This is a genomic window from Rhizobium anhuiense (genome assembly GCF_003985145.1).
GTDB classification, from domain to species: Bacteria; Pseudomonadota; Alphaproteobacteria; order Rhizobiales; family Rhizobiaceae; genus Rhizobium; species Rhizobium anhuiense.
In genome coordinates, this window is sequence record NZ_ML133532.1 from 113770 (window position 1) to 125783 (window position 12014).

Here is a 12014-nt window from a genome sequence, read left to right on the forward strand (position 1 = left end):
CTATCCATAGATTGACGCGAAACAGGGCGGAGAGACGTGTGACGACAGTAATCGACGGCAAGAACGTAGCTGCATCGGTAATTCAGACGGTCAAGAGTGCGACGGCAGCGCTGGAAAAGAGCAGCGGCGTCACCACCGGCCTTGCGGTCGTCATCGTCGGCGACGATCCGGCAAGCCACGCCTATGTCAGCTCCAAGAGCCGCATGGCCAAGGAATGCGGCTTCAAGTCCGTCCAGCACACGCTGCCGGCCGAAACCAGGCAGGAGGAGCTGGCAGCCCTCGTCGCCACCCTCAATGCCGATCCCTCGATCCACGGCATCCTGGTGCAGCTGCCGCTGCCGAAGCCGCTCGACAGCGAGCCGATCATCCAGTCGATCCTGCCCGAAAAGGATGTCGACGGCTTGAGCGTCGTCAATGCCGGCAAGCTCGCCACCGGCGACCTGAAGACCGGCCTGGTCTCCTGCACGCCGGCCGGTGCCATGGTCTTCGTCCGCCGCACCCATGGCGAGGATCTCTCCGGCCTCAACGCCGTCGTCATCGGCCGCTCCAACCTGTTCGGCAAGCCGATGGCGCAATTGCTGCTCAACGCCAATGCGACGGTGACGATCGCGCATTCCAGAACGAAGAACCTTTCCGAGGTCTGCCGCAATGCCGAGATCCTGGTCGCCGCCGTCGGCCGGCCGGAAATGGTCAGGGCCGATTGGGTAAAGCCAGGTGCGACGGTCATCGACGTCGGGATCAACCGTATTCCGGCACCCGAAAGAGGTGAGGGCAAGACCCGGCTGGTCGGCGACGTCGCCTTCCAGGAAGTCTCGGCGGTCGCCAGCACCATCACCCCGGTTCCCGGCGGTGTCGGGCCGATGACCATCGCCATGCTGATGGCCAACACCGTCATCGCCGCTCATCGTACCGCGGGACAGACGCCGCCGCAGTTTTGAAGTTCGGGATGCTCTAAACCTGGGGAACAGGGCCGGTCGAGGCCCTGACGATCAGTTCGGTCTTCCAGAGCTCCTGGTCGGGGAAGGGGCCGGCTTGCTTTACCGTGCCGATCAGCCGCTGGGCGATACGGACGCCCGCCGCCCGCAACGAAGAGCGTGTCGTCGTCAGCGGCACCGAGAAGTTTTCCGGTTTCAGCAGCGGCAGCACGTCGTCATGGGCGATCAGCGAGATATCCTCCCCGAGCCGCAATCCCGCCTGGTTGACCGCGCGGATCGCGCCGAGCGCCAGCACCGTGCTGGAGCAGAGGATTGCCGTCGGGCGCTCCGGCAATTGCAGGAAATGTTCCATCGCCAGCAGGCCTTGTTCGTCCGTCATCAGCGTATGGCTCATGCTGCCCTCGTCGAGCACGAGTCCGCGTTCGGCAAGGGCTGATATGACGCCGTTCTTCCTGCGGATGGCGAAATCGAGATGCATCGGTCCGTTCATCAGCGCAAAGCGCGTATGGCCGAGCTGCAGCAACAGCCGCGTCGCATCGTAGAAGGCCGCTTCATTGTCGATATCGAGATAGGGATAGTCGGGCTCGGAACCGAAGGAGCGGCCGTGCACGACATAGGGCATGGAGAGCGATTTCAGCATGGCAAGCCGCGGGTCGTGCCCGCGCATATAGGCGACGAACATTGCATCGACATTGCCGCTGATCGCCAGGCGCCGGAGCGCGCCCACCTCGTCATCCGGATCGGCCGGCATGATGACGAAGTGGAAATCGTGGCGCACGGCCTCTTCGCCGAGCCCGGCCAGGAATTCGCCGAAATGCACGTCGGACTGGTGGCCGGGCGCCGTCGGCATGACGAGGCCGATCGAGCCTGCCTTGCCGGTCGCAAGCCGCTGCGCCGCCTTGTTCGGCCGGTATCCGGTTTCCTTGACAGCCTGGAGCACGCGCTCCCGGGTCGCCTCGTTGACCTCGGGATAACCATTGAGCGCTCGGCTCACCGTCGTCTGCGACAGCCCCAGCAATTCCGATAGCTGTTTGAGATTCACCTGTTATGCTTCCTCCGGGCCCGCCCTGCGGCCGTCTTGAAAAGGCCTGCCGCCTCCCAGCGACATTCAAAGCGCTTTCAAATATGTAGCATTTGGCGCGCTTGACTCAAGAAAAATCGCTCCATATTTCCCGAGAGGCGTCGCTGCGCTGCGATATCCCGCGTGTTCACGGCGGGTTTTCGCGAAATGACTTGACTCCATTCCACCGAAAGTGAAATGAGTTGGGTGTCAAAGCGCTTTGAAATTTCCATTTAAGGGAGTTCGGCGCAGTTGGGATTGTGATGGGAGGTTGATCACATGAAAAAGTCATTTTTGATGGGCGTTGCCGTGGCAGCGCTTTTTGCCGGTACTGCGTCTGCAGCCGATCTGAAATTTGCGCCGGGGCAGGATTCCAAGTTCAACTGGAAGAGCTATGACGAATTCAAGGCCGCTCATGCCGATCTGAAAGGGCAGCCGCTGACGATCTTCGGGCCGTGGCGCGGCGAGGACGAGGCGTTCTTCCAGAGCGTTCTTGCCTATTTCACCGAAGCCACCGGCATCGATGTCAAATACTCCTCTTCCGAAAATTACGAACAGCAGATCGTCATCGATACGCAGGCAGGCTCGCCGCCGAACATTGCCGTTCTGCCGCAGCCTGGCCTCCTGGCCGATCTCGCCAGCAAGGGCTTCCTGACACCGCTCGGCGATGACAACTCCAAGTGGATCAAGGACAATTACGGCGCCGGCGACAGCTGGGTCGGTTACGGCACCTACAAGGGCAAGGACGGCAAGGAAGCCTTCTACGCCTTCCCTTATAAGGCCGACGTGAAATCGCTCGTCTGGTATGTTCCGGAGAATTTCGAGGAAGCCGGCTACAAGATCCCGACGACCATGGAAGAGCTGCATGCCCTGACCGACCAGATCGTAAAGGATGGCGGCGTTCCCTGGTGCATCGGTCTCGGTTCCGGCGGCGCCACCGGCTGGCCGGCGACCGACTGGGTCGAAGACCTGATGCTGCGCATGCAGCCGCCCGAAGCCTACGACAAGTGGACGACCAACGAGCTGAAGTTCACTGATCCGGCCGTCGTTGCTGCGATCGACGAATTCGGCAAGTTCGCCAAGAACGAGAAATACGTCGATGGCGGCGTCGCCGCGGTGGCCTCGACCGATTTCCGCGACAGCCCGAAGGGCCTCTTCGCCGTTCCGCCGAAGTGCTACATGCACCATCAGGCCTCGTTCATCCCGTCCTTCTTCCCTGAGGGCACGAAGCTGGGCCAGGATGCCGACTTCTTCTACATGCCGACCTATGCGTCGCATCCCGAGCTCGGCAAGCCGGTTCTCGGCGCCGGCACGCTCGTCTCGATCGCCAAGGACTCGAAGACGGCCCGCGCCTTCATCGACTTCCTGAAGACCCCGATCGCGCATGAGGTCTGGATGGCGCAGTCGAGCTTCCTGACGCCGTACAAGGGTGTCAGCACCGAGGCCTATGCCAATCCGCAGATGAAGAAGGAAGGCGAGATCCTGACCTCGGCCACCACCTTCCGCTTCGACGGTTCCGACCTGATGCCGGGCAAGATCGGCGCCGGCGCCTTCTGGACGGGCATGGTCGATTTCGTCGGCGGCAAGTCCGCCGAAGAGGCCGCTGGCGAAATCCAGAGCGCCTGGGACGGCATCAAGTAATCTTCAAATTATGCCGCCGGCTTGCCGGCGGCATGGCTTGCATGACTGGCCGGGCTCGCAAAGAGCCCGGCCATCGCAGGATATATTGTGACTGGGCAATACAAAGAGATTGACCATGACCGGCGTTGACCCGTCAGCATAAAAACCGGTTGGGATAAGATCAGGGGAAGCAGGGGAGGGACGAAATGCTGTCGCAGATAGTGTCCGCTTTGGGCGTCGTGGTCGTCGCCGTTTTCGCGTGCTCGGCCTATTTCTATTTTTCGAACAAGATTCTGGATCTCGCTCTGCCGGTGAAGGATGGCGACATCCGCGCCGCATCGCGCAATCTCAACCGCCGCGCGCTGATCCGGCCGTGGTTGTTCATCGGCCCGGCGCTCTTCCTGCTCATCGTCTATCTCGTCTATCCCGTTGTTGCGACCTTCATCCTCTCCTTTTACGACCGTGCCGGTCTGCAGTTCGTCGGCCTCGCCAATTACAAATGGGCGATCGGCGACCGCGAATTCCGCCAGTCGATCTTCAACAACATCCTCTGGCTCGCCGTCGTGCCGGCCGCCTGCACCTTCTTCGGCCTCGTCATCGCGGTGATGACCGATCGCATCTGGTGGGGCAATATCGCGAAAAGCATCGTCTTCATGCCGATGGCGATCTCCTTCGTCGGCGCCTCGGTCATCTGGAAATTCATCTATGAATATCGCGGCGGCAACGACGTTCAGATCGGCCTGCTGAACGCCATCGTCCAGACTTTCGGCGGCACGCCCGAGGTGTGGATCTCCATTCCCTTCTGGAACAACTTCTTCCTGATGGTCATCCTGATCTGGATCCAGACCGGTTTCGCCATGGTCATCCTGTCGGCCGCTCTGCGCGGCATCCCCGAGGAGACGATCGAAGCCGCCGTCATCGACGGCGCCAATGGCTGGCAGATCTTCTGGCGCATCATGGTGCCGCAGGTCTGGGGCTCGATCGCCGTCGTCTGGACGACGATCACCATCCTCGTCCTCAAGGTCTTCGACATCGTGCTGACCATGACCAACGGCCAGTGGCAGACGATGGTGCTGGCGAACCTGATGTTCGACTGGATGTTCCGCGGCGGCGGCGATTCCGGCCGAAGTGCGGTTATCGCCATCATCATCATGCTCGCCGTCACGCCGATCATGGTGTGGAACGTGCGCCGCGCCAATCGCGAACTGAAGGGGCACTGAGATGACCGCTGCCGGAAGCTACTTCAAGATCGGCCCCGCCCGTCTCTTCGTTCACGCCGCCGTTCTGGTGATCGTCATCATCTGGCTGATCCCGACGCTCGGCATCTTCGTCAGCGCGCTGCGCGACAAGGACCAGATCGTCGTCTCCGGTTGGTGGACGGCCTTCGTCGGCTCGACGCAGACCGTCGCCGTCCGCTTGGGCACGCCGGACCAGCAGCAGCAGGAAGGTGCGGCCTACGTCATTGCAGGCAATGTGCTGGAAGGCCAGACCGGCCGCTCGGTGAAGGCCTTCGGCAACCGGGTGCAGCAACCCGCCGCCTACAAGGCCGGCGAGACCGCCGATCTCGGCGACGGCGAAACCCTGCAGATCAACAGCGACGGCAGCTACCGCTATGTGAAGAACGCCGCCTTTTCGCCCGACCAACGCCCGCGGCGCATTTATGCATCCGTCTCGGCGCCGCCGGAATTCACCATGCAGAACTACAACACGGTTCTAACAGGCGAGGGCATCGGCCAGTCCTTCATCAACTCGCTGACCGTGACGATTCCGGCGACGATCATCCCGATCCTGATTGCCGCTTTTGCCGCCTACGCCCTGAGCTGGATGGAGTTTCCCGGCCGCGGCCTGCTGATTGCGCTCGTCGTCGGCCTCATCGTCGTGCCGCTGCAGATGTCGCTGATCCCGCTGCTGCGCCTCTACAACGAGATCGGCGGCATGCTCGGCCAGCCGTCGAAGACCTATCCCGGCATCTGGCTGGCCCACACCGCCTTCGGCATGCCGCTCGCCATTTATCTCCTGCGGGCCTATATCGCCGGCCTGCCGAAGGAGATCATCGAATCCGCCCGCGTCGACGGCGCCAGCGACTTCGAGATCTTCGTCCGCATCGTATTGCCTCTGTCCTTCCCGGCACTCGCCTCCTTCGCCATCTTCCAGTTCCTGTGGGTGTGGAACGACCTGCTCGTCGCCATGGTCTTCCTCGGCACCGACAAGGACCACCTCGTGCTCACCGGCAGCCTGAACGCGCTGCTCGGCTCGCGCGGCGGCAATTGGGAGATTTTGACGGCGTCGGCCTTCGTCACCATCATCGTGCCGCTGCTCGTCTTCTTCGGGCTGCAGCGCTACCTGGTGCGCGGTCTGCTGGCTGGCTCGGTCAAGGGAGGCTGACCATTCCCGAACGTGACTTCAAACAGGATATTCCATGAACGTGGCTTCCCAATCGATCTCGACCCCCGACAAGGACTGGTGGCGTGGGGCGGTGATCTACCAGATCTACCCGCGCTCCTACCAGGATTCGAACGGAGACGGCATCGGCGACCTGAAGGGCATCACCGCCCGCTTGCCGCATGTGGCAAGCCTAGGCGTCGATGCGATCTGGATCTCGCCCTTCTTCACCTCGCCGATGCGCGATTTCGGTTATGACGTTTCCGACTACGAGAATGTCGATTCGATCTTCGGGACGCTCGTGGATTTCGACACGATGATCGCTGAGGCCCACCGCCTCGGCATCCGCGTGATGATCGACCTCGTCATCTCCCACAGCTCGGATCAGCATCCCTGGTTCGTCCAGAGCCGCTCCAGCAAGACCAATGCCAAGGCCGACTGGTATGTCTGGGCCGACGCCAAGGCGGACGGTACGCCGCCGAACAACTGGCTGTCGATCTTCGGCGGCTCGGCATGGGCGTGGGATCCGACCCGCATGCAATATTACCTGCACAATTTCCTGACCTCGCAGCCGGACATGAACCTGCATAACCCGGAAGTGCAGGACCGTCTGCTCGATGTCGTGCGCTTCTGGCTCAATCGTGGCGTCGACGGCTTCCGCCTCGATACCATCAATTTCTATTTCCACGACACGCAACTGCGCGACAATCCCGCGCTCGCTCCCGAGCGCCGCAACGCTTCGACGGCGCCGGCGGTCAATCCCTATAATTTCCAGGAGCATATCTACGACAAGAACCGCCCGGAGAACCTTGCCTTCCTGAAGCGCTTCCGCGCCGTTCTCGAGGAATTCCCGGCAATTGCCGCCGTCGGCGAAGTCGGCGACAGCCAGCGCGGCCTCGAGATCGTCGGCGAATACACTTCCGGCAACGACAAGATGCATATGTGCTACGCCTTCGAGTTCCTGGCGCCCGATCCCCTGACGCCGGAGCGCGTCGAGGAGGTGATGGAGGATTTCGAAGCTGCCGCGCCAGATGGCTGGGCCTGCTGGGCCTTCTCCAATCACGACGTCATGCGCCATGTCAGCCGTTGGGGCGGGCTGGTTGCCGATCACGACGCCTTCGCCAAGCTTTATGCCTCGTTGCTGATGACGCTGCGCGGTTCCGTCTGCCTCTATCAGGGCGAGGAACTGGCCCTGACCGAGGCCGATCTTGCCTACCAGGATCTGCAGGACCCCTATGGCATCCAGTTCTGGCCGGAATTCAAGGGCCGCGACGGCTGCCGCACGCCGATGGTCTGGGACAGCCAGATCGCCCAGGGTGGCTTCTCCAGCGTCAAGCCTTGGCTGCCGGTGCCGGTCGAGCATATCCTGCGCGCCGTCAGCGTCCAGCAGGGCGACGAGGCTTCGGTGCTGGAGCACTATCGCCGCTTCATCGCCTTCCGCAAGCTGCACCCGGCTTTTGCCAAGGGCGAGATCGAATTCGAGGAGCAGCAGGGCGATGCCCTGGTCTTTACGCGCGAATACGGCAATGAGAAGCTGCTCTGCATCTTCAACATGAGCCCGACCGAAGCCGGCGTTACCCTACCCGCGGGAGAATGGCAGGCATTGACGGGCCATGGCTTTACCAGCAACAACTATGGCGACAAGATCGATATTCCGGCCTGGGGGGCGTATTTCGCCCGTCTGGCCTAAGGAACCGAACATAGGGGAGAGAAAAATGACTGGACTGACGCTGAAGGATATTCGCAAATCCTACGGTTCCGTGGACGTTCTCCACGGGATCGACCTCGACATCAAACAGGGCGAATTCATCGTCTTCGTCGGTCCGTCCGGCTGCGGCAAATCCACGCTTCTGCGCATGATCGCCGGCCTTGAGGCGATCACCGGCGGCGAGATGTATATCGACGGCCATCTCGTCAATGACGTGCCGCCCTCCAAGCGCGGCATCGCCATGGTGTTCCAGTCCTATGCGCTCTACCCGCACATGACCGTCTTCGACAACATGGCTTTCGGCATGAAGATCGCCGGCGAAAGCAAGCAGGAAATCGACCGCCGTGTCCGGGCGGCGGCCGAGAGCCTGCAGCTGACCAAATATCTCGATCGCCTGCCGAAGGCGCTTTCCGGCGGCCAGCGCCAGCGCGTGGCGATCGGCCGCGCCATCTGCCGCGATCCGAAGGTCTTCCTGTTCGACGAGCCGCTGTCCAACCTCGATGCCGCGCTGCGTGTCGCCACCCGCATCGAGATCGCCCGCCTGAACGAACAGATGGCCGATACGACGATGATCTACGTGACCCACGACCAGGTCGAGGCGATGACGCTTGCCGATCGCATCGTCGTACTCTCCGCCGGCAACATCGAACAGGTCGGTGCGCCGCTGGAGCTCTATGAGCGCCCGGCCAACCTCTTCGTCGCGAAATTCATCGGCTCGCCGGCGATGAACATCATCCCGGCGACGGTGGCCGGAACCGGAAGCCAGACGACGGTGACGCTGACCGGCGGTATGTCCGTGACGCTCGATGTAGCGACCGACGCGTCGGAAGCCGGCAAGCAGGCAAGCTTCGGCGTTCGTCCGGAGGATCTGAGGATCGCCGACGGCGCCGACTACCTTTTCGAAGGCGAGGTGTCGATCGTCGAAGCGCTCGGCGAAGTGACGCTGCTCTATATCGAAGGCCTGGTCCCGGGCGAACCGATCGTCGTCAAGTTGCCCGGCATTTACGATGTGAAGAAGGGCCAGCGGATGCGGTTTGCCGCCGACAGGCAGAAGTTGCATCTCTTTGATGCAACCGGTCATACCTACCGGAAATGAGGCGGCCATTTTTGGGGTAGTCATCCCAAGAATTGTACGAGACGGGCCAAATTCTCACTTTCTGTTAAAGATCGGCTGCTACCTTTTCCTCGTTAATTTATGAGGGGGATAAGCACGTGGCCGCTTCCAATCCGTCACAGCCAAAATCTCATTTCCTGAGCAAGGAAGAATCCTTCATGTACGACCGCGAGGCGCGGTTCAAGATGGAGGACACCATGAATGCCGCGCGCATCGAATATACGGAAAAGGGCGTCATGCACGCGGCGTCTCGCCGCTGCGACATTGTCCGGATCTCGATGAGCAGCGCGACACTCGCGATTCTGACCCAGTTCAACCTGCCGAAGCAGTTCTATCTGGATATTCCGGATGCCCGCATCACCAAGGTCGGTTGCCTGCTGATGAAGGTCAATGCCAACAATACGATCGAGGTCCGCTTCCTGCGCCTGCTGACGCAGAAGGAGCTGAATAAGATCTTCGTCTACAGCACCCATCCGGCGCACCGCGACTATGTTCTCGATATTCGCGCCTGACGGGTAGCGCTGGGACTGATACAGAAAACCCGCGGAGTGCTTCGTGCGCTCCGCGGGTTTTGTCGTCTGTGGTCGGCCACGCTCAGTGGTGGAAGAGTACGCTCGCACCCTGGTCCGAAGCGCCGACGGCGCGGCGGAACGGCGCGAAGAGCTCGCGGCCCATGCCGAATTCATTGTCGGAGAGATCGACGGTCACCGGCTCGCGCTCGGCCAAATCAGCCGCATCGACGAGCAGTTCCAGCGTGCCCTTGATCGCGTCCAGGCGAATGATGTCGCCTTCGCGGATGCGGGCGATCGGGCCGCCGTCGACCGCTTCCGGGGTGACGTGGATTGCTGCCGGCACCTTGCCGGATGCGCCGGACATGCGCCCGTCGGTCAGGAGCGCCACGCGGAAGCCGCGGTCCTGCAGCACGCCGAGCGGTGGCGTCAGCTTGTGCAGTTCCGGCATGCCGTTCGCCTTCGGGCCCTGGAAGCGCACGACGGCGATGAAATCGCGGTTGAGCTTGCCTTCTTTGAAGGCGTCCTGCAGCTCCTGCTGGCTGTGGAAGATGATCGCCGGCGCTTCGATGATGTGACGCTCCGGCTTGACGGCCGATATCTTGATCACCGCCTTGCCGAGATTGCCGCGCAGCATCTTCAGCCCGCCATTCGCCTGGAACGGCGTTTCGATGCTGGAGAGAACCTTGGGATCGACGCTCTTGTCAGGCGACGGCTCGCGCAGGACGGCGCCATTTTCGCCGAGACGCGCATCGACCGTATAGGCTGCGAGACCCTGGCCGAAGACGGTGCGCACGTCGTCATGCACCAGCCCGTGCTTCAGGAGTTCCTTGATGAGGAAGCCCATGCCGCCGGCCGCCTGGAAATGGTTCACGTCGGCAAGCCCGTTCGGGTAGACGCGGGCGAGCAGCGGCACGATTTCCGAAAGCTCGGCGATGTCCTGCCAGGTGAGATGAATGCCGGCCGCCCGCGCCATGGCGACGAGGTGCAGCGTGTGGTTGGTCGAGCCGCCCGTCGCATGCAGGCCGACGACGCCGTTGACGATCGAGCGTTCGTCGATCATCTCGCCCGCCGGGGTGAATTCGTTGCCGAGCGCGGTGATCGCCAGCGCCCGCTTGGCGGCTTCGCGCGTCAGCGCTTCGCGCAGCGGCGTGCCGGGATTGATGAAGGAGGAGCCGGGCATGTGGAAGCCCATGATCTCCATCAGCATCTGGTTGGAATTGGCGGTGCCGTAGAAGGTGCAGGTGCCGGGGCCGTGATAGGATTTCGATTCCGCCTCGAGCAGCTCGGCGCGTCCGACCTTGCCCTCGGCGAAGAGCTGGCGCACGCGCGACTTCTCGTCGTTCGGCAGGCCTGTCGTCATCGGACCGGCCGGAACGAAGATCGACGGCAGGTGCCCGAAGGACAGGGCGGCGATGACGAGGCCGGGCACGATCTTGTCGCAGACGCCGAGGAAGAGGGCGGCATCGAACATGTTGTGCGACAGGCCGACGCCCGCCGACATGGCGATCAGGTCGCGCGAGAAGAGCGAGAGCTCCATGCCCGGCTGTCCCTGGGTGACGCCGTCGCACATCGCCGGCACGCCGCCGGCCACCTGCGCCACGCCGCCTGCCTCGGCGGCCGCCTCGCGGATGATCGCCGGATAGGTCTCGAACGGCTGGTGGGCCGAGAGCATGTCGTTATAGGCGGTGATGATGCCGAGATTGGCGATGCGGTCGCCGGCGAGCGCATCTTTCTCGGCGGGGGAACAGACCGCAAAGCCGTGGGCAAGGTTGGCGCAGCCGAGCACGGAGCGGGCTACACCCTTGGAAGCGGCGGCGCGCAGGCGTTCCAGGTAGCGCTCGCGGCTTGGCTTCGAGCGTTCGACAATGCGATCGGTGATCGCGGAAATGCGTGCGTGAGCGGACATGGAATATCCCTGCCTTGTTCGTTGTCTCTATCTGTTTCGGCGGCTCTGGCCTGAATCTCGGTCCGGATTGACGGCCGATCAGGGAGCCCAGTAGATCTCGACCGGGGAAGTGGCCCGGCGCAGAACGGCGCGGATCGGCATTTCTGCTTCGTCACCGCTGCCTTCCGCCTTGGCGAGAACGTCTTTTTTGCCTTCGCCCTCAATATGGAGAACCAGGAGTGCGGCATCCTCAAGACTGGAGAAGGTGAAGGTCAGGCGCGGCTCGCCGGCTCCTTCCGCTTCCATGGTGATGATGCCGCGCGGCGTCGATGCATCGAGCGCCTTGGCAAGATTGCTGCCGCCGGGAAAGAACGAGGCCGTGTGGCCGTCGCCGCCCATGCCGAGGATGACGATGTCGAAGGGTGAACTGATCGCCCTGGTCTTCTCGGTTGCGAGCGAGGCTGCCTCCTCCACGGAGGCGGCATCCTGATAGAGCGGCAGGAAGCGTGCCGCCTTTGCCTTGTTCTGCAGCAGATTGGCATCGACCAGCAGATGGTTCGAGCGCGGATTGTCGGCCGGCACGAAACGTTCGTCGACGAGGGTGATCGTCACCTTGTCCCAGGCGATGTCGCGCGTCGACAGCGCCTGAAAGAAGGCCTTCGGGGTGGAACCGCCGGAAACGGCGATGGACGCTGTTCCACGGGCGGCAATCGCCGCCGAAAGCGTGCTCGCGACCTTGTCGGCGAGGCTGCCGGCAAGGTCTGCGGCGCTGGCGAAGGAATGCAGGGTCGATGCCAT

The 12014-nt window shown here is 62.4% G+C and carries 10 protein-coding genes; 7 read left to right on the forward strand and 3 right to left on the reverse strand.

Annotated features, from left to right (window positions below):
• Positions 1 to 38: 38 nt before the first annotated feature.
• Entirely contained in the window at positions 39 to 938 is a 900-nt protein-coding gene (gene folD, locus EEQ99_RS25065) for a bifunctional methylenetetrahydrofolate dehydrogenase/methenyltetrahydrofolate cyclohydrolase FolD (RefSeq protein WP_097622993.1), read from the forward strand.
• A gap of 13 nt (positions 939 to 951) precedes the next feature.
• Here folD and EEQ99_RS25070 read toward each other — a convergent pair whose 3' ends face one another.
• On the reverse strand, positions 952 to 1977 hold the full coding sequence (locus EEQ99_RS25070; RefSeq protein ID WP_063476339.1) for a LacI family DNA-binding transcriptional regulator: 1026 nt from the start codon (positions 1975 to 1977) through the stop codon (positions 952 to 954).
• 297 nt (positions 1978 to 2274) lie between these two features.
• On the opposite strand from EEQ99_RS25070, the gene EEQ99_RS25075 reads away from it, so the two are divergent.
• The 6 genes from EEQ99_RS25075 (at position 2275) to EEQ99_RS25100 (ending at position 9331) form a co-directional block, all read left to right on the forward strand.
• A complete protein-coding gene (locus EEQ99_RS25075; RefSeq protein ID WP_063476340.1) occupies positions 2275 to 3636 on the forward strand; it encodes an ABC transporter substrate-binding protein in 1362 nt (453 codons plus the stop codon).
• Positions 3637 to 3821: 185 nt separating this feature from the next.
• Positions 3822 to 4835, forward strand: a complete 1014-nt coding sequence (locus tag EEQ99_RS25080; protein ID WP_029868023.1) for a carbohydrate ABC transporter permease — start codon at positions 3822 to 3824, stop codon at positions 4833 to 4835.
• A gap of 1 nt (position 4836) precedes the next feature.
• Positions 4837 to 6000, forward strand: coding sequence for a carbohydrate ABC transporter permease (locus EEQ99_RS25085; protein ID WP_063476341.1), 1164 nt, complete (start codon positions 4837 to 4839; stop codon positions 5998 to 6000).
• A 34-nt stretch (positions 6001 to 6034) separates the two neighbouring features.
• Positions 6035 to 7687, forward strand: a complete 1653-nt coding sequence (gene bglA / locus EEQ99_RS25090; protein WP_127431242.1) for a beta-galactosidase BglA — start codon at positions 6035 to 6037, stop codon at positions 7685 to 7687.
• A gap of 25 nt (positions 7688 to 7712) precedes the next feature.
• Positions 7713 to 8801 (forward strand): ABC transporter ATP-binding protein, encoded by a 1089-nt coding sequence (locus EEQ99_RS25095; protein ID WP_029868020.1) that lies wholly within the window; start codon positions 7713 to 7715, stop codon positions 8799 to 8801.
• A 176-nt stretch (positions 8802 to 8977) separates the two neighbouring features.
• Entirely contained in the window at positions 8978 to 9331 is a 354-nt protein-coding gene (locus tag EEQ99_RS25100; RefSeq protein ID WP_047613630.1) for a hypothetical protein, read from the forward strand.
• 82 nt (positions 9332 to 9413) lie between these two features.
• Here EEQ99_RS25100 and edd read toward each other — a convergent pair whose 3' ends face one another.
• Together edd and pgl are read right to left on the reverse strand one after the other, a co-directional pair.
• Positions 9414 to 11237, reverse strand: a complete 1824-nt coding sequence (gene edd / locus EEQ99_RS25105; protein ID WP_047615236.1) for a phosphogluconate dehydratase — start codon at positions 11235 to 11237, stop codon at positions 9414 to 9416.
• A gap of 78 nt (positions 11238 to 11315) precedes the next feature.
• The gene (gene pgl / locus EEQ99_RS25110; RefSeq protein WP_063476344.1) at positions 11316 to 12014 is read right to left on the reverse strand and encodes a 6-phosphogluconolactonase; all 699 of its coding nucleotides are present in this window, start codon (positions 12012 to 12014) and stop codon (positions 11316 to 11318) included.

Bases quoted from the DNA above. Each gene is read 5' to 3' on its own strand.
- EEQ99_RS25095 (WP_029868020.1), top strand. From the start codon at position 7,713: ATGACTGGACTGACGCTGAAGGATATTCGCAAATCCTACGGTTCCGTG.
- bglA (WP_127431242.1), top strand. From the start codon at position 6,035: ATGAACGTGGCTTCCCAATCGATCTCGACCCCCGACAAGGACTGGTGG.
- edd (WP_047615236.1), bottom strand. From the start codon at position 11,237: ATGTCCGCTCACGCACGCATTTCCGCGATCACCGATCGCATTGTCGAA.
- EEQ99_RS25075 (WP_063476340.1), top strand. From the start codon at position 2,275: ATGAAAAAGTCATTTTTGATGGGCGTTGCCGTGGCAGCGCTTTTTGCC.
- EEQ99_RS25085 (WP_063476341.1), top strand. From the start codon at position 4,837: ATGACCGCTGCCGGAAGCTACTTCAAGATCGGCCCCGCCCGTCTCTTC.
- EEQ99_RS25100 (WP_047613630.1), top strand. From the start codon at position 8,978: ATGTACGACCGCGAGGCGCGGTTCAAGATGGAGGACACCATGAATGCC.
- EEQ99_RS25080 (WP_029868023.1), top strand. From the start codon at position 3,822: ATGCTGTCGCAGATAGTGTCCGCTTTGGGCGTCGTGGTCGTCGCCGTT.
- pgl (WP_063476344.1), bottom strand. From the start codon at position 12,014: ATGGCATCGACCCTGCATTCCTTCGCCAGCGCCGCAGACCTTGCCGGC.